13 protein-coding genes and 1 pseudogene are annotated in these 19,532 nt (G+C 31.5%); 13 read left to right on the top strand and 1 reads right to left on the bottom strand.

Going from position 1 to position 19,532, the window contains the following annotated elements; genetic code table 11:
- The first annotated feature begins 187 nt into the window (after positions 1 to 187).
- From yqeK to ACYFX0_RS21000, 6 genes and pseudogenes are all read left to right on the top strand, one after another.
- On the top strand, positions 188 to 796 hold the full coding sequence (yqeK, locus tag ACYFX0_RS21025) for a bis(5'-nucleosyl)-tetraphosphatase (symmetrical) YqeK (RefSeq protein WP_017763190.1): 609 nt from the start codon (positions 188 to 190) through the stop codon (positions 794 to 796).
- A 13-nt stretch (positions 797 to 809) separates the two neighbouring features.
- Positions 810 to 1,628: pseudogene (locus tag ACYFX0_RS21020) on the top strand (DUF3885 domain-containing protein).
- Positions 1,625 to 2,362 carry a phosphorylase family protein gene (locus ACYFX0_RS21015; protein ID WP_002082744.1) on the top strand — a complete coding sequence of 246 codons (738 nt, stop codon included), beginning with the start codon at positions 1,625 to 1,627 and terminating at the stop codon, positions 2,360 to 2,362. Before ACYFX0_RS21020 ends, ACYFX0_RS21015 begins: the two are co-directional and overlap by 4 nt.
- A gap of 143 nt (positions 2,363 to 2,505) precedes the next feature.
- Entirely contained in the window at positions 2,506 to 3,354 is an 849-nt protein-coding gene (locus tag ACYFX0_RS21010; RefSeq protein WP_106082185.1) for a GNAT family N-acetyltransferase, read from the top strand.
- A 172-nt stretch (positions 3,355 to 3,526) separates the two neighbouring features.
- Entirely contained in the window at positions 3,527 to 3,901 is a 375-nt protein-coding gene (locus tag ACYFX0_RS21005) for a hypothetical protein (protein WP_001059022.1), read from the top strand.
- Between the two features lie 175 nt (positions 3,902 to 4,076).
- On the top strand, positions 4,077 to 6,761 hold the full coding sequence (locus ACYFX0_RS21000) for a M4 family metallopeptidase (RefSeq protein WP_106082186.1): 2,685 nt from the start codon (positions 4,077 to 4,079) through the stop codon (positions 6,759 to 6,761).
- Between the two features lie 332 nt (positions 6,762 to 7,093).
- On the opposite strand, the gene ACYFX0_RS20995 is transcribed toward ACYFX0_RS21000, so the two are convergent.
- A complete protein-coding gene (locus tag ACYFX0_RS20995; protein ID WP_000162844.1) occupies positions 7,094 to 8,320 on the bottom strand; it encodes a helix-turn-helix domain-containing protein in 1,227 nt (408 codons plus the stop codon).
- A 591-nt stretch (positions 8,321 to 8,911) separates the two neighbouring features.
- On the opposite strand from ACYFX0_RS20995, the gene ACYFX0_RS20990 reads away from it, so the two are divergent.
- The 7 genes from ACYFX0_RS20990 (at position 8,912) to ACYFX0_RS20960 (ending at position 19,498) form a co-directional block, all read left to right on the top strand.
- Complete coding sequence (locus ACYFX0_RS20990) at positions 8,912 to 10,573, top strand: SpaA isopeptide-forming pilin-related protein (RefSeq protein WP_166669683.1); 1,662 nt, start codon at positions 8,912 to 8,914, stop codon at positions 10,571 to 10,573.
- Positions 10,574 to 10,660: 87 nt separating this feature from the next.
- Positions 10,661 to 11,464 (top strand): class C sortase, encoded by an 804-nt coding sequence (locus ACYFX0_RS20985; RefSeq protein ID WP_003278332.1) that lies wholly within the window; start codon positions 10,661 to 10,663, stop codon positions 11,462 to 11,464.
- A gap of 129 nt (positions 11,465 to 11,593) precedes the next feature.
- A complete protein-coding gene (locus ACYFX0_RS20980; protein ID WP_106082188.1) occupies positions 11,594 to 13,831 on the top strand; it encodes an MSCRAMM family protein in 2,238 nt (745 codons plus the stop codon).
- 156 nt (positions 13,832 to 13,987) lie between these two features.
- The gene (locus tag ACYFX0_RS20975) at positions 13,988 to 14,551 is read left to right on the top strand and encodes a class I SAM-dependent methyltransferase (protein ID WP_133964183.1); all 564 of its coding nucleotides are present in this window, start codon (positions 13,988 to 13,990) and stop codon (positions 14,549 to 14,551) included.
- A 239-nt stretch (positions 14,552 to 14,790) separates the two neighbouring features.
- Positions 14,791 to 15,270: an SRPBCC family protein gene (locus ACYFX0_RS20970; RefSeq protein ID WP_000559842.1), complete on the top strand. Its 480-nt coding sequence runs from the start codon at positions 14,791 to 14,793 to the stop codon at positions 15,268 to 15,270.
- 79 nt (positions 15,271 to 15,349) lie between these two features.
- The gene (locus tag ACYFX0_RS20965) at positions 15,350 to 18,520 is read left to right on the top strand and encodes an ATP-binding cassette domain-containing protein (protein ID WP_106082189.1); all 3,171 of its coding nucleotides are present in this window, start codon (positions 15,350 to 15,352) and stop codon (positions 18,518 to 18,520) included.
- Between the two features lie 168 nt (positions 18,521 to 18,688).
- Complete coding sequence (locus ACYFX0_RS20960) at positions 18,689 to 19,498, top strand: MerR family transcriptional regulator (RefSeq protein ID WP_074790125.1); 810 nt, start codon at positions 18,689 to 18,691, stop codon at positions 19,496 to 19,498.
- The last annotated feature ends 34 nt before the right edge of the window (positions 19,499 to 19,532 follow it).

Genomic DNA, 19,532 nt, shown 5'->3' with positions numbered 1-19,532 from the left:
AGTTCCTTTCCTTACAAATCATCAACATTACTATAATATCAAACATTTATGTACTTGTAGCAATGATTCTGTATAAAATTTCATGTAACGTATTAAAAAGGAGTAAAAAGATTAATAACGAATATAAAATAACAAAGATATTTAAATTCTGCATTATACTGAAAGTTAGTTATAAGGGGGATTTTCTATGTTATATAATGATATATATTCATTTGCTCCAACTGGAAAAATAGACAATGATATTAAAGATTTTCTACTAAAATATAATAAAGAGTTTACATATAAACATTCAATTCGTGTGGCAAATGAGGCAAAAAAGATTGCAGAAAAGTTTCACGTAGATAAAGAAAAAGCAGCAATTGCAGGATATTTACATGATATTAGTGGCATTTTTCCGAACGAGGAGCGGATTGCAGTTGCTGAAGAATTTGGGGTAGAAATAGAGGAAGCAGAAAGAAAGTTTCCTATGATTATTCATCAAAAACTATCGAGAGTAATCGCAAAAGAAATATTTAAAGTAGAAGATGAAGACGTATTAGATGCAATTTGTTGTCATACTACACTGCGTAAACACCCAACAAAGATGGATTTAGTTTTATTTGTTGCAGATAAAATAGAATGGGATCAAAAGGGGACACCACCATATTTAATAGAAATAAAAAAAGGATTGGAAAAATCTTTGGAAAAAGCTGCTTTTGTATATATTTCATATTTGTGGGAAAGGAAAGATACATTGAAAGTTATACATCCGTGGCTAGAAGAAGCATATTGGTATTTAAAAAGAATTGTACAGTAGAAGGGACAAGGAAATGCAATTAAAAGAATATATGAATCAAACATTTCCAGGAGTTACATTAGTACCGTACTTATATTCTCAGTGGGGAAATCATTTGTATTTTGATTTTGGAAAAGATAAATATCAAATTGTAGAAGGAACCGACGATTTAAATATGGAATACTTTTCTCAGCTATATACATATAATAAATTCTTATTTGAAGACATATTTTCAAAAGAAGATGTAGTGTTTGTAGTGACAAATGTTTATAGATTTAAAAAGGAAAACACAAAAACTCCACAGAAAATAAATGTATACAATAAATATATTAAGAAAAGAGATTTAAGATTTCATATAAGACAAGAAACGTTACCGTTTCTATTTGAAGATGAAGAGGCAGATTTATCTCGCTATTTGCCGGGCAGTAAGACCCCCACCTCAAAATTCAGCGAAAGCAAAGAAGATAGGTGGGGGGCGGGCTGCCCCTAAAAGCCCGATTGGTGAGGGCTGATAATCAGTGGGGGATGAACTGATTAAAGTTTCACATTATATTGTACATATCAATTTTCTTTAAAATGTCTTGCGGAAGATATTAAATATGAATCGCTTATACAAGCTGCTAATCATGAGGATTTCTCTATTTTGTATCCTCGATTTGGACGGAAAAAAGAAATTTCTTATCCAGATGTATTTCTCATAAATGCAACGAAAGATATTGTCATGTTTATGTATGATGATAGAGGATGTGAAGTAATTGCGAAGAATAAAGAAATAATACGAGATTTATATAAGAAATATAAAGAATGGATTCCAGATTATGAACGAGAAAGTATAGATAACTTATTTAAATGACAATAGGGGAAGTGAAGCGTGTAATGAAACGTATTGCAATTGTATCTGCATGGGAACCAGAACTGACGTATTTGCATCAACATTATCCGAGTGAACGTGTTGAAAAAAGAGCAGCTTGGGAATTTCATTTTCATACTATCAATGAGCTGGAAATTATATCAGTTGTAACTGGTGTCGGTAAAGTAAGCTGCGCTAGTTGTGTACAATTGTTAATTAGTGAGTTTCAGCCAGATGAGTTGTTTATGACAGGAATATGCGGAAGTTTATCAAACAAAGTGAAAAACGGTCATATTGTAGTAGCACTAAACGCAATACAACACGATGTTACTGCTGCTGGCTCAGGAGAAGATGTTTTTAATTTATATAACGGTAGAACAGCACCTATTGAAACAACAAAATCACTTGTAAGAAGAATAAAAAAAATACGATTGTATGATCCGATACATTTCGGTACATTTTTATCTGGAGATCAACGTATTCGTAGTTCAGAAATGAGATATTTACTTCATACTGTATACGGAGCATTGGCAGTTGATCAAGAAGTAGCAGCTTTCGCCTATGTGTGTCAAATAAATAAAAAACCATTTTTATGTTTAAAAGCTGCTTCAGATCAAGCAAATGATAAAACGAAAGAAGAACAAAAAATCTTTAAAATGCTAGCATGCGAAAGAGCATGTGAGCATTTAATTGCTTTTTTACGTGTTTATGAGATTAATGTAGTAAATAATAGATAGTTTGTTATAAAACAAATTAATAGTAAGTTATATGTAGGGAAATGTCCGTTCATTTCAAATTAAGAGCTGAAATTTATAATAGATGGAATATATTATATGGGTACATGTTGAGGTTAATACAAGCAATTGGAGGGCAATTTTATATGATTCAATATAAAAGGTGTAGTGAAGTAAATATTGATTTAGTATATGAAGCTTTTAAAGATGGATTTTCCGATTATATTATTAAGATGGAAGTTTCAAAAGAGGGTTTTATACAACGTTTTTTTGGACCAGAAGGTAATTTGCTAGAACATTCTTTTCTTGCTTTAGACGGTGACAAATCAGTTGGCGTAATATTAGGTGGTATAAAGGATTATGAAAGTATAAAGACTATGCGCTGTGGAACATTAGCGGTTCATCCTAATTACCGCGGTATTGGTGTGAGTCAAAAATTATTTGAACTGCATAAAGAAGAGGCGATTCAACATGGATGTAAGCAACTTTTTCTCGAAGTCATTGTAGGAAACGACCGAGCGATTCATTTTTATAATAAGTTGGGCTATGAAAAAGTGTACGATCTTTCTTATTATAATTTAAATGATTTGACTAAAATAATGAATAAAGATTGTAAGGATATTGAAGTAAAACAATTAGAATTTCCAACTTTTAAAGATGAAATTCAGAAATGGTTAAACTTCCATATAAATTGGCAAAATGATGTTGATTATATCGAAAAAACAAATAATGTATTTTATGGTGCATATGTCGATAATGACTTAAAAGGCTCTCTATGTGTAAATGAACAAGGTAAAATTAGTTTTATTTTCGTAGACAAAGTTTATAGAAATATTGGTGTTGGGATGAAATTATTAGAAGTAGCAAGAGAAGAATTAAATTTATCAAGTTTATCAATTGGGTTTCCTAACAATAATTTACTGGAGGGTTTTTTTAAGAAATGTGGATTTGAAAAGAATTCTTTAGCGCAATATGAAATGTATTTATTACTCTAAAAGCGGAAGGGATTTTTTCTGTTAAGTTGGTAAATGCTTCGCAACTATAATTTGTAATGAGAGGAATTTGTTTATCCTTAAGTTATCTTTTTAATTGTCAATTTCATGCTAATAATTTTCTTTGTATAATATTCTAATTTTATGTAGAATAGATACGATGGGAGGGGATGAAATGAATAATGGATTAAAGTTTAAGATTTTTGAATTGCATTGTCTTGTTCAAAAGACTTATTCTGATATTAAAATAGCGTGTGATATTGCTATTTATCAAGAAAACACTTCTAAATATTTAATTTCATTAGGATTTTTAAATAAATCATATATGACTTATATAGAAGCAAAAAGATTCTATCGCGAAAATGAAGAGCTTGTAAGTGTAGAATTTGATAATTTCTTTGATATGTATGATAAATTAGAAAACGAATTAAAACAAGTTATTTCAACTGAAGATAAAAATCCTTCATTGCTACATAGCAGACTTGATCAGTTTCAACAGAAAGTTGAAAATATAAATGACCTAATAAAAGTATTGCAAAATGCTCGTTAATGAGTGCTTTTTTCTTTTTTGTATAGAAATTATGTATTAAAAACATTTTAGGGATATTACATATTAAAGAGGTGGCTTTTGTTGATTACAAAAGTCATCTTTTTATGTTAGGAATAGATTGTATACATTTTAGCAGTTTCATATAAATAATAGGAATTTATACGAGGGGAATATCATGGGAAATAAAAAAGAAATAGCTATAGTTGCATTAACAACAGGATTCGTTTTAACAAGTGTAACGCCATATGGATTAGGTCATGCAGAGGAAACTGGTCAAATGCAAGTAGAAATTCAAGAGGATTCGTTCCGTACAGGTGATCTTACACAACCATCAAAAAAGGCGCCAGAGAATGTAGTGAAAGATGCACTTAAGGAAAATACGGAGCATGCTTTGTCTCCAAAACAAGTTAGTGCAGAAACAGGAGTAGATTACAAGGTTCTTCAAAAACGTGGTTCTTATGATGGAACTACACTTGTGCGCATGCAACAAATATATGAAGGAAAAGAAGTATATGGTCACCAGTTGACTGCTCACGTAGATAAAAAAGGTATTATTAAAAGTATTTCAGGAGATAGCGCACAAAATTTAACACAAGAAGGTTTAAAGAAACCTATTAATTTATCAAAAGAAGAAGCAAAACAATATATTTATAAAAAGTACGGAAACGATACTAAATTTATTTCTGAGCCAGAAGTTAAGGCAGTTATTTTTGTTGATGAAAATCATGGACAGGCTAGCAATGCATATCAAGTTACATTTGCTGCTACAACACCAAATTATGTATCTGGAACTTATTTAGTGAATGCTCATAATGGTGAAATGTTAAAAGATATGGTACAAGAATCAAGTTTGAAAATAAGTGAAGAGTATGTTCAATCCGTTAAGGAAAATAAAACTAGCAATTTTACATCATTAACTGGAACAGGAAAAGATGATTTAGGCGTAACTCGTACATTTGGTATTTCTAAACAGACCAGTGGGAATTATGCGCTTGCTGATTACACAAGAGGACAAGGAATTGAGACATATGATGTAAATTATAGAGATATTACAAATGAAGAAAGTTATTATCCTGGTATACTAGCAACTAGCGTTTCAACAACATTTAATGATCCAAAGGCGGTAAGCGCTCATTTCTTAGCAACAAAGGTATACGATTTTTATAAAGAAAAATATAAGCGTAATAGTTTTGATAATAAAGGAAACAAAGTAGTTTCAGTTGTACATGCATGGGATTCTGGAGGAACAAATGATCCTGAAAATTGGGAAAATGCATTTAGTACTAATATTAATAACATTAGTATGCTTTTATATGGAGATCCTATGGTAAAAGCGTTCGATATAGCCGGTCATGAATTTACACATGCAGTTACATCAAGTGAATCTAACCTTGAATTTTCAGGAGAATCTGGGGCAATTAATGAGGCATTATCGGATATTATGGGAACGGCTATAGAGAAATACATAAATAATGGGGAATTTAACTGGACAATAGGAGAACAAACTGGATCGATTTTTCGTAATATGAAAAATCCAACTGCAATTAATTTTTCAGATGGACTACCGTATCCTGATGATTATAGTAAATATAATGATTTAAATGGAGAGGATTATGGAGGCGTTCATTTTAACTCAAGTATTATTAATAAAGTTGCGTATTTAATTGCACAAGGTGGTACTCATAACGGTGTAAATGTAAATGGCATTGGTGAAGATAAAATGTTTGATATTTTCTATTATGCAAATACTGATGAATTAAACATGACTTCTAATTTTTCTGAATTGAAATTGGCATGCCTTAAAGTGGCAACTAATAAATATGGAACGAACTCAATTGAAGTTCAAGCAGTCCAAAATGCTTTTGATGCTGCAAAAATTATAGAAAAAGTGAAAGAAAACGAAAAAACAGCAGAAAACCAAGCTCCAGAGTTAACTGTACCGTTTACGATTACACTACGTGTAGGAGATACGTTTGATCCAATGAGAAATGTAAAAGCTGTTGATAAAGAAGATGGTGATTTAACAAATAAAGTAAAGCATAAAGGCGATGTAAATACTTCAAAACCAGGTACATACATTGTGGAATACTTGGTTGTTGATTCTAAAGGCGGGAATGCAACGGCTATACAGACTGTAATTGTAGAGGGAAATGGAGAAATATCAGATTTAGAACCTAAATTAACAGTGCCTGTTGGAGCGATACTTCATGTAGGAGATTCATTTGTTCCAATGGCAGAAGTATTAGCTATCGATAAAGAAGACGGTGATCTCACTTCTAAAATTAAAGTTGATGGTGAAGTAGATACATCAAAAGCCGGTACTTACGTATTAACGTACACGGTTACAGATTCTAAAGGTCATGAAGTAACGGCGAAGCAAACTGTAACGGTCAAAGTTAGAGAAGAAATTAAAAATGAAAAACCAATACTAAAAGTACCTGCTACAACTTCGATTACTGAGGGTGATCAATTTGATCCGTTGATAGGAGTATCGGCTACTGACAAAGAAGACGGTGATCTTACTTCTAAAGTAGCGTATAAAGGAACTATAGATACAACTAAAGCTGGTATTTATGAAATAATATATAGTGTCAGAGATTCCGTGGGTAATGAGGTAAATACAATACAAAAAGTATTAGTGAAACATAAAGAAACTAGCAAAGCAAATGGCCTTGCTAATAAGACAAATAAGAGTAATATTTCAAACAACAGTAATAGCGATAAAAAAGAATATACATATAAGGAGCTTCCAAAGACGGGTGTAAGTACAAATAACAACAGTGCAGAAATCGGCATATTGATGATTATTTCGAGTACAGTACTTACTTTGGTTCGCAAATTTAGAAAGATGCAAAAATAATAGTAGGGATTATTCGTTTGAAGAAAAGAGTTCATTATCCAGAAGAAATAAAGTAGAAAGTAAGTAAAACAAAATATGGATTTTTTACTTAATAAGATTTTAGTAGTTAAGCGGTGCATTTGGCTTCTATAAAAATTTGTAGTTGGATTATGTTCTGTCTACAAAACTACATTACATAAAAAACACGTTATTATTCTCATTAAAATAAAAGAATAGTAACGTGTTTTTTGGTTTGGAAAAAGCATAAATCCTATAGTTCATGAATCTGGGAGTGCTTCTAATCTGCCATTGATGAGTTACTGAAAACATTTTGTTTTAATGGAAGTTTCATTCTAAATGACAACATGAGAATTTCGATATTTACCAGGTGTTTCATTTGTGAATTTTTTGAAAATTTTAGTGAAATAACTTTGGTCGCTAAAATTAAGCGAAGCGCATATGTCTGATAAGGGATAGGTGGTGAAAGTTAATAATTTCTTTGCTTCTTCGATTCGTTCACGTTGAATGTACTCAATTAATGAAATACCGACTTCTTTTTTAAATAATATAGATAAATAATCTGAATTTACATTTGCAAATTTAGCAAGTTGTTTAACAGATATTGGATTGTAAATATTTTTTAAAATATAGTTTTTGCAAATAGCAATAGTCTGTGAATATTGCTGTGTTTTTTGTGCCTTTACACGGTCTGCAAAGGTACAAAAAGCATTTTTTAATAAATCCCAAACAGATTTTTTATCTTTTAAATCTTCTGTTCTTTGAATGTGTAAATCATAAATTTTGTAAGCAATCCCAGATGGAAGTCCCCCTTTTATCGCATATCTAGTAGCGAGCGTGATGGATGAAATACAAATGTTTTTATGACGTCTTAATTGATGGAATGAAGATAAAGATGAAAGAGTCTCTTGTTGGAATTCGTAATAATATTTGAGTACGGTTTCTTTATCCCCGTTTTCTATAGATCTAAGTAGTTGCTGCTCTATATATAAATTATGATAAATGGATTCGTCTTTTTGCATTGAAATATATACATCTTCGTTTAAGATTCTGCTATGACTTATATGAAGTGAGTCACTATTATTTGAAAAGGTGCTTACATCTGAATTTTTTGTATAGAGAATGTTATAGAACAATATTGCTATATTTATAAAGAATTTTTGATCTTTGACTGACAATGAAAAATAATGGTCTCTTGTTCTTTTATAATTCGGAATAAAATTAAGGTTACTATCCGCTTTACTTGTAGAAAAGTTTACATGTGCCAAGGGCCCGATAATAACAGTACCGTTTACCATATAATCGCTCTTTATGTGAATTAAAATGAAGTGCCCTAGATGTTCGTGAGTTCTGAAGATGGGGGAATTATATGTATCATTTCTCTGAAAAAGCACATGTAACTGTTCTATTTTTGATGTATACAACGAGTGTGAATCATTTTTTGATGTAAATTCTAAAAGAATATTTTTGTTACAATCTAAAAAACAAACTGGAATTTCAAAAGATTGGAAAAACATATTGCAAATGTACTCTATCTCAACTAGACTGAGCTTTTTAGTCATATTCTTCCTCCTTACAGTTATGCGTAATAGTTAAATAAACATATATTCCTTTTTTCATAAGTAGAAACGGAAAACCTTTATTAATAAAAAATATAAATAAAAGTTATAAACTTCTAAGAATAATACCATAATTTAACATGAATAGCACATATTATTTGAATATACAGGTAATAGTTTTGGACAGTAGCGTAAAATATGAATCGTCACACTTATTTGTTGGTTATTACTTATATGTATTAAAAATGATTAAGGTTGGATTTTAAATAGGGATAGGAAGTGAGAAATTAATAGATTGACAGTAAGTGACTAGTCGAAATTAGCAGTGAAAGCTATTATGTAACAAATGTAATGATTTTTGAAGTAGAGATATAAGTGTAATTTAGGGGCGAAAATTACATATATCATGTGGAGAGACAACGTAATAATAGAAGATAAGAAATGTGAATAAGTGATTGTAAACAATGGATTGTTGGACGACTATGTTTTATGTTATTCGTTTAAATCTGATACTTGGCACACTATTGCTTTTAAGAAGGTAATAGTAATAAAGAGATTTTTAAAATGATAGAAGTAGTAAAGGGGATAAGAGAAATGAAAAAAATATTTAGTGTGCTTTTAGTGTTATTCTTAACATTTTCTACATGGTCTAGTGTATTAGTAAAGGCAGATTCACCATCTAAAGGTACTTTAACGATTCATAAGTATGAACAAGAAAAAGATGGAGCGCAGGGACTAGAAGGTGACGGTTCTGCAAATCAAGAGGTGCCAAAAGATGCGAAACCATTAAAAGGTGTAACGTTTGAAGTGAAAAAGGTTGCGTCTTTTGAAAAAATTTCAAACGATGGGAAAATCGTGAAAGAAGATGTGAAACCTGTAATGGGAGCAACTCCAACGCAAGTAGTAACAGATGATAACGGACAAGCTGTATTAAAAGATCTTCCGCTAGGACGTTATGAGGTGAAAGAAGTGGCAGGACCTCCACATGTTAATCTAAATCCCAATACGTATACAGTGGATATCCCATTAACGAATAAAGAGGGTAAGGTGCTAAACTATGATGTTCACATGTATCCTAAAAATGAGGTTAAACGTGGTGCAGTGGATTTAATAAAAACTGGTGTAAATGAAAAAGCATTAGCAGGTGCAGTATTCTCTTTATTTAAAAAAGACGGTACAGAAGTGAAAAAAGAGTTAGTAACAGATGCTAATGGTCATATTCGCGTGCAAGGATTGGTGTATGGAGAATACTATTTCCAAGAAACAAAAGCTCCGAAAGGCTATGTAATAGATCCAACTAAACGTGAGTTTTTTGTTAAGAACTCCGGAACAATTAATGAAGATGGAACTATTACTTCTGGTACAGTAGTTAAATTAGAAGTGAAAAACTATGAAGAACCAATAATTGATAAAAAGATTAACGGAAAATTGGAAGCGTTACCAATCAATCCGTTAACTAATTATAATTATGATATTAAAACATTAATTCCAGAAGACATTAAGGAATACAAAAAATATGTGGTAACAGATACTTTGGATAATCGTTTAGTGATTCAAGGAAAGCCAATCGTGAAAATTGATGGAGCAGAAGTAAATGCAAGCATTGTAGAGGTAGCTATAGAAGGTCAAAAAGTAACAGCTACAGTAAAAGATTTCACAAAATTAGATGGTAAAAAAGAATTTCATTTGCAAATTAAATCTCAAGTAAAAGAAGGAGTACCATCTGGTTCGGAAATTTTAAATACAGCAAAAATTGATTTTACAAATAAAAATGATGTAATTGGAGAAAAGGAATCTAAGCCTGTAATTGTTGTTCCAACAACTGGAATAATTGAGTTAACAAAAATTGATGGTGCTAATAAGAATAAATTAAAAGGTGCAGAGTTTGTACTTAAAGATAAAAACGGAAAAATAGTTGTTGTAGCAGGAAAAGAAGTAACAGGTGTATCAGATGAAAATGGTGTTATTAAATGGTCTAACATTCCATATGGAGACTATCAAATTTTTGAAACGAAAGCACCAACATATACAAAAGAAGATGGTACAAAAGCTTCTTATCAATTATTAAAAGACCCCATTGATGTAAAGATTAGCGAAAATAATCAAACGGTTAAATTAACAATTGAAAATAATAAAAGTGGATGGGTTCTTCCGGTAACGGGTGGCATAGGAACGACTCTTTTTACTGTAATAGGTCTTACGTTAATGGTTACAGCGGCATTTGTTTTCTTTAGAAAAAAGTCTGCTAATAATTAAGATTTTAGGAACATGTAACTATGGGAAAAGGGGAGAAGCAAAATGCTTCCCTCTTTTCGATATTTAAGCATATACAGAGGTGGAGATATGAAACGAAATCTTGTTTTGGGAGGTATTTTTTTATTTGGATTAGGAGTTTTTTTATATCCTACTATTAGTAATTGGTTGGCGACTCGTGCACATTATTCTGAGATTAGCTCTTACGATAAGAAGATCAAAGCGCTACAAAAGAAAGAAGTCGAACGTAGGGAAAAAGAAGCAGCCGAATATAATAAACAAGTTCACACTTCCACGAAAACATTTACTGATCCATTTTCTGAAAAAAAAAGTAATCATCAAGCATATGCTGATGCGTTAAATTTAGGAGATGTAATGGGGTATATTGAAATATCGAAAATTAATATAAAACTGCCAATCTATCAAGGGACATCTGAGGAAGTATTGAGCCGCGGGATAGGTCATTTAGATTTTTCTTCGCTCCCGATAGGTGGAGAAAATACGCACACTATTTTAACAGGGCATCGTGGTTTACCATCAGCAAAATTATTTACAGATTTAGATAAGTTGAGCGAAGGAGATCTTTTTTATATTCATTCTTTAGACAAAGTTCTTGCTTATAAAGTAGATCAAATTAAAGTAGTGTTACCACACGAAACGGACGATCTACAAATTGTAGAAAATAAAGATTATACAACTTTAATTACGTGTACGCCTTATGGAGTAAACACTAATAGATTGCTAGTTCGAGGTGTGCGTGTGGAGTTAAACGAGAAAGAAAAACAAAAAGTGAGTACAGAGATATTTATATTTAATAAGTGGACTGTAATAGTTCCAATCCTATTGTTATGTGTGTTTCTAGTCGCAATTTATAAGAAAAGGTTAACTCGATAGAATGTATTTATTTATCCTGCATTAATAGGCAGTGGGACAAGTATATAGGGGATGAAGTAAATCCTCATTGATAAACATGTCATTATATTCGACTATAGAAAAAACATGGTAAAGGTGGGAACAAAGGAATTGAGGCTACGATTAAAGCTGGTAAGTATTCATTTTATTGTTTTGTTAATATTAAGTGTAAGTTTTGTCGTATATGTACCACAAGAAGCATATGGATCCACGACAAACTTAGAAGGTCTAGGTGATATATCGCGTTATAATGCTGTTGTCTTTGGTAACCATAAAGCAATAGGTGGCGACATTGAAGGAGCAATCGCAGTTCAAGGTGATATGGATGCATCGGGGTATACGATTGTAGGTGCTGCTGCGGGAACATCTAATATAGTAGGTGGAAAATGGGTTGATGAGGGATATCCATCCTTGTTATTGTCTGGGAAATTTAAGAAATCAAGAGAAGAATCTTTTATCATTCAAAACGGAATAGCCGTAATGACAAAAGAGAGTGATCCAGATCGCATCATACAATCTTCTTATAATCGTATCGTCTATAAAGAAAAACTAGAAATTGACGCGAGATTTAATGAATTTCGCAATATAGTGAACCAAGTCAGTAAAAATGCAGGTCAATATAAAACGAATACCCCAATTCCAAATATGAGTCATGGAATCGGAAAAGATATAAACAATCCTAATATTTATGTTTCATCAGAATTGACAGGGAAAATCAATTTAGATATAAGAGATGTATTTTTACCGAGTGCTAAGGACAAAGATTTTATTATTATGTATTCGGATGCAACAGAGGTTACATTTAAAAATGGGTCTATTCTATATGACACGGACAATATTGGAAGGGCTACAGATATAGTTCCTACATCACAACCATATTCTCCTAATTCCCCGTTTACTGAACTATACGGGAAAGTGATTTGGGTTTTTCCAAATGCGAAAAAAATTACAACAGAAGGATATGGTGTTGTTGGAAGTGTGATTGCTCCCAATGCTGTATTAGAAACAAAAGGCGGTTCGATTAATGGACAAGTATTTGTAGGTGCGGTACAACAAACTGGTGGATTTGAATTTCACAATTTCAAATTTAACTGGCAACATTGGAACAAGCCTAGTACAGGAAAAGTAAAAATAAAAAAAGTTGATAGTAATAATGATAATAAAAAATTGGTGGGAGCAAAGTTTAAAATTGAAGATTCAAAAGGAAAAATAGTTGGAGAACTAGTAACAAATGAAGAAGGAGAAGCGATATCAAAAGACTTACCAATAGGAAACTATACCCTTGTAGAAATAGAAGCACCAAAAGACTATGAATTATTAAAAGATGATATAACTGTAAAAATAGAAAAAGATGTAGTAGTAGAAATTAAAATAGGAAATAAGAAATTGCCCGATCCAATGGGGAAAATGAAGTTAGTGAAAGTAGACATAAGTGATAAAAATAAAAAGCTAGCAGGGGCAAAGTTTCATATAGAAGATTCAAAAGGAAAAATAGTTGGAGAACTAGTAACAAATGAAGAAGGAGAAGTAATATCAAAAGACTTACCAATAGGAAACTATACCTTGGTGGAAGTAGAAGCACCTAAAGGTTACGAATTATTAAAAGATAAAATAGCTGTAAAAGTAGAAAAAGATGCAGTAGTAGAAATTAAAATAGGAAATAAGAAATTGCCCGATCCAATGGGGAAAATGAAGCTTTTGAAAGTAGACATAAGTGATAAAAATAAAAAACTAGCAGGGGCAAAGTTTCATATAGAAGATTCAAAAGGAAAAGTAGTTGGAGAGTTAATAACAGATGAAAAAGGAGAAATGATATCAAAGGACTTACCAATAGGAAACTATACCTTAGTGGAAGTAGAAGCGCCTAAAGGTTATGAATTATTAAAAGATAAAGTAGCTGTAAAAATAGAAAAAGACACAGTAATAGAAATTAAAATAGGAAATAAGAAATTGCCCGATCCGACTGGGCAATTTGAAATTGAGAAAGTTGATGATAGGGATAGTGAATTAAAACTAAAAGGTGCTATATTTCAAGTGTTAGATAAAGAAGGGAAAGAAGTTAGTAGATTAACAACGGATGAAAAAGGAAAGGTGATTTCCAAGCAATTAGCAATTGGAAAGTATACAATTAAAGAAATAAAAGCACCAAATGGATACATGTTACTTAGAGATCCAATAGAAATAGAAATTACAGAAGCGGTAAGGGTACAAAAAATAACAGTGAAAAATATGAAAAATAATTGGGTGATCCCTAATACTGGTGGGAGCGGAACAATAATTTTTTACGTGATTGGTATTATGCTAATGTTTGGTGTGCTATATTTCTGTAAGAAAAATCGTATATTATGAACTAATTTTATAGAGTTAGACAGATCGTTGCGTCAGAGAGTTTTTAGGGCATGAGTTCGGTATTGTACTGGACTCATGTTACTAAATTTGTTGAAGGAGGAAGGATAATAGTAAACATAGAATATATTAATGAATTAAAATGTTTAAGAGGTGAACATGGTGGCAATAAAACAAGACGAAATTAAAGTAGTTGTCGGGGCTGGAGTGTTTAATAATAATCCGGGTTGGATTCAAACGCAAGAAGATGAACTTAACTTACTAGATAAAGCTACGTGGAAAGAAAGATTTGAATACAACTCTATTTCAGCTATTTTAGCTGAGCATGTATGGGAACACCTTACTTTTGAAGAAGGTGTAAGAGCAGCTGAAATTTGTTATGCATTTTTAAAACCATCTGGTCATATTCGGTGCGGAGTCCCTGATGCATTCTTTCAGGATGAGGCATATCAAAATATAGTTCAAATAGGGGGACCCGGTCCGAAAGATCATCCAGCAGCAAGTCATAAAATCGTTCATAATTATATAACATTAACGGAAATGTTTGAAACTGCTGGATTCGAGGTAGTTTTACTTGAATATTGTGATGAAAATGGTCGGTTTTATTACAACAAATGGGATGCAAACGACGGTGTTATTTTCCGTTCGAAAAGGTATGATTCTAGAAATAAAGGCGATAAACTTGGTTTTCCATCGCTAATTGTCGATGCGATTAAGCGTTAATCATTCAACAAAACAGGAGTTAATCCTATGATTTCATAAGTCGCAAATGCGGCTTTTTTATTTGTACGTAAATCTATATTTAATTTTTAATATTATATAACTGGATTTAGAAAATATTTAAGTTTTTCTCAGCACCATTCACTTTAAATTAACACTTCGTTGTCATAAATATTTATTTTATATTTATATTCGTGTAAAATGAAGTGAGAACATATATTCTGTATAAGGAGGCAATCAAAATGATAGCTGAAATTGGGAAACTAACTGATGGATATATTGTAAAATTTGAACGTGAATTTCCATATACGGTAGAGGAAGTTTGGTCTGTATTAACAGAAAACAGTAAGCTGAAAAAATGGATGTCCAATTTACAGATTGAAAGCCTTAAAACTGGTGGAATAATAAAGTTCGACATGATGGACGGTTCATTCATAAACATTGATATTTTAGAATGTCAACTAAACTCAGTACTTGAATTTACTTGGGATAAAGACCGTGTCCGATTTGAAATACATAAAGAGGAAAATGGTACTCTTTTACTTCTTAAAGAGTACATTCATGAATTAACAGATCATACACCGAGAGATATAGCTGGTTGGCATATTTGTTTAAATCTTTTTTCTTACGTTTTAAAAGGAGAAGAGAAAGAATTTTCTAAAGATGAATGGCAACAATGGTTTGAAATATACAAGGATAAGATTCATGAAGCGAGAGGATAATTGCATAATAGGTGATATTCATTATGTAATTATTATATTGTAAAAATGCTTTTGTGAATAAATAAGAATAGAGGTTAATATGAAAGTAAATCAATTAATTGCTAATAACATAAATAAATTAGATGCAACTATACCGTTTAATAAATCGTTTGGAATTGCTGGTTTATCTGGATCGGGTAAAACAACTTTTTGCCAAACAATTGGTGAAGAATCAAAAAAACGATTAGTTTCTTTATTGCCAAAGGCTGAATATCAATATTTATTTCCTAACATTATGGAAACAAATTTTAGTGCCATTAAGATGGAAGAAATACCTTTAGTACTTTTTCTAGGAAAATCATCGATTTCGTCTAATCCGCGTTCAACGATTGGTACTCATACTGGTGTTTTTACAGAGGTTCGGGAAAAACTTGCTGAGGTATTTAATCTTTCTCCAGAGGTCTTTTCATTTAATAATCAATTAGGCTGGTGTACTGGTTGTAAAGGCCGTGGTACTACAAAAAATGTTGAGTGTAAAAAATGTAAGGGAAAACGTTATAGTGAAGAAATTGAACAACATGAAATTGATTTGTTGGACAAGCCACATTCAATCTCAAATATTAATGATTTAAGTATTGAATCTATTCTTTCACTAGCAAAAGAGTTAAATATTAGTGAAGAAAAACAGCATATACTGCAAAATATTATTAATATGAACATTGGTTATTTAACATTAAATCGAATTATGGGTACGTTATCAGGTGGAGAGTTAACACGACTTTATTTGGCCGAATTCATGGCAGTAAGTGAAAATGCTGTAATTATTATTGATGAGATTTCAGTTGGACTTGATCATGAAACTTTATTACAAATTTTAGAAGAGATTAAACGATTAGGGTGTAAAAATCAAATTTGGCTTATTGATCATTCAGATACAGTACTAGATACAACTGATGAGCAATTGTTCTTTGGACCTGGTAGCGGAAAATATGGCGGGAAAATTGTGGAAGAATCACCAAGACCAAAGTCAATACTGTGGGATCGAAATAAAGAAATACCAACAGAATATTATACATTCTATGATTTATATTGCCGTAATATCCAAATGGCTGAGTTTCAAATACCTAAAAACAGGCTTGTAACAGTTACAGGAGAATCAGGATGTGGGAAATCTACACTTGTCAACGAATGTCTAGCTACAGATTTTTTGAAACGATATCCAAAAGATAAATTAGTTATGGTAGGACAAGACCGAAATCAATCAATTACAAGTCGATCAACTGTAGCAACTTTCCTAGATATTAAAAAGAAACTGACAAAGTATAGTGAAGACATTGATGATATTTTTGAGCGCTCGATTGAGGATATTATTGATGAACTTCCAAATGAAGATATCGCTTATAAACGTTTGAGCCTACTAATTAAATTAGGGCTTGGCTATTTAACATTAGAGAGAAAAACACAAACATTATCGACAGGTGAGTTTCAATGTGTTCATTTAGTTTCGGAATTATTTGCAAACACTAGAAATCCACATACATTATTTATTTTTGATGAGCCTTCAAAAGGTTTATCACAAAATATTTTAAATCAATTTATCGATAGTATTAGAGGTATTCTGCAAGATGAATCAGTTTCGATCATTATGATTGAGCATAATCGTTACATGTTAGAAAGCTCTGATTATATAGTTGATTTTGGAAAAAGGCAGAATGAATCTATAGAGCATTTGGATGTTGTCAATCATGAGGATTACTATCGTCAAAAAAGTAATGTGAATAGCACAGAGAAAATACACATCTCTTCAATGCTTAAGCAGAAAAAAGGGGTTCACTATTTAGAAGAAAATCATATTAACTATTTTAAAAATGCCGAAAATATTTATAAGGGCGGTATTTTTAAAAGTTTATCATCAATGGCTAGGTTAATTTATGGTGAATATGAATCTGATACAATCGCACCTGCTATTGCTATTGATCTTGAAAGACATTTATATAGTCAATATAGTTTCTTATATGAGATTGGTGGATTAATTAATCATATTGTAGCTGCTCATCCAATTAATAAAGATACGAGAAGTTTTGATTTCTATTCACAGGACAATCATTGTCCATCTTGTTCTGGACGTCTTCAAATTGAAGTTTTTGATAAAGATATTGCCATTCAAGATAAAAGTGTTCCATTTTGGGATGGGCTATTCGATCCAGAAATCATGAAGGTATTAAAATTTTATCAGCATGAAAAAATAGAATTTCTATTCGAAGAAATAAAAAATGAGCTTGATCACGATTTGTCAAAGAGCTATAATGATATGTCAGAAGAAGAAAAGCATACGTTTTGGTACGGGTATTTTGAAAAATCATTTTATGATAAAAAAGGAAAGACACGCAGAACATGGGTAGGATTTAATACAATTATTGGTGGATATATTGTTATTTCAAAAGCACCTATTAAAGAAGAAATTAAAAGTTCAAAAAAAATGATGAAATGTCCAATTTGCGAGGGGACGGTTTTAAATCATCATAAACCACTTAAATTTGATAACGTAGATATTCGTGAAATAATTAATCAGCCTATTAATGAAGTAGTGAAAACAGTTGGTGATTTACCGACACTTGTTAAATTGAAGTCTATTGTTGGTGGCGATATGGTATTGACAGAAGATGTTTCTTTATTGCCAAGAAAAGCACAAGTCGCACTGAAGATGTTTGAATTAGAACAAGCAAGCTTTTCAAACTATGAAATGGTGTTACAAAATGTCTTACCATTCTGGGGTGAAATAAAAGGAAATATCGAATCCATTAGTGTTAATAATCAAGTAACTGTTTGTGATTTCCCTAATGTTTATGAAACGAGAGAAAACATTATAGATAAGTATTTCACAAATGGTAAATATAAAAAACTTACGTATGTATACGAAGCGTTTGGATACAAAAAAATAGTTACCCAAATTAATAAAATTAAAAAAAGTAATCCATGTCCATTTTGTAAAGGTAAGAAAGTGATAACCGAAGATAATCTACATGATGGTGTCTTTAAACTAACAATTCCATGTGTAACTTGTAATGCAAGTGGTATTAATGACGAAGGGTTAAAAGAAGTTGTCGAGGGCGTGGATGTACAAACGTGGTTAACTGGAAAAGTTAGTGATGTTGTGGATGAGAGCTTATTAACAGAAGCTGTTGGGCAAATACCAATTTTTAATCGTATTCGTGAGTTGGATAAACGAGATATGATGGCGGTTTATGAATGTCTTGAGAAAAATAACTAATGGTTATCAATTGCAGTAGTCATAAAAACAGGAATATAGGTTTTTAATTATATAAATATAACATGTTAAATTGTTATTTAAATCGTTAAAAATAGTTGACCCTCACATAATGTCATTGTTTATGATGAAGTTGAGCTTCAAAGTAGATGTAACTTATAGGAGGAAATCATGTTTAAAATAGGGGATTTTTCGAAACTATCTTCCATTAGTATACGTATGTTGAGACACTACGATAAAGTGGAATTATTACAACCAGTAAAAGTCGATGAGCAGAGTGGATATCGATTTTATTCAGCTGACCAATTAAAAAAAGTAAATCAAATTCAAACATTAAAAGCTATGGGGTTTAATATTGCTACCATCAAAGAAATAATAGAATGCGATAATATAGATAGCATAAAAGAGCAATTTTTAAATCGTAGTGCTCAAATTAAAGAAGACATGAATAACCTCCAAAAACAATTACGTCTCCTCGAAGACTCAATGAAAACGATGAGAGAGGATGTTGTTGAGATGAATTATCATGTTTCAATAAAAGAAATTCCAGAAAGAACTGTAGCTAGTGTTAGAAAGATTATTCCATCGTATAATTGCGAAGGTGATTTATGGAGTGTATTAATGCAAGAAATTCAAATGAAAAATATTAGTATTGCCCATCCGAGTTATAGTATTGCGGTTTTCCATGATCGTGAATACAAAGAAAATGATGTAGATATAGAAATACAGCTAAGTATTCTAGGTAAGCACGAAAATACAAAAGACGTTACATTTAAAAATATGAAATCAACCAATGTAGCTTCTATAACAGTTAATGGAAGTTATGAACAGATGACAGCTGTAAATGAGGCTGCGGCAAAATGGATTGAGACAGAAGGTTACAAATTAGCAGGCCCGATGTTTAATATTTATCATGTGAGCCCAGCGATGGAATCGGATCCTAATAAGTGGGTTACAGAAGTTTGTTATCCAGTTAAATAATGATAAAGAAAAAAGGCATTAATTATATGCCTTT

The sequence above is a fragment of the Bacillus sp. NEAU-Y102 genome, from assembly GCF_054788175.1.
This window is presented reverse-complemented; position numbering and strand designations above follow the sequence as displayed.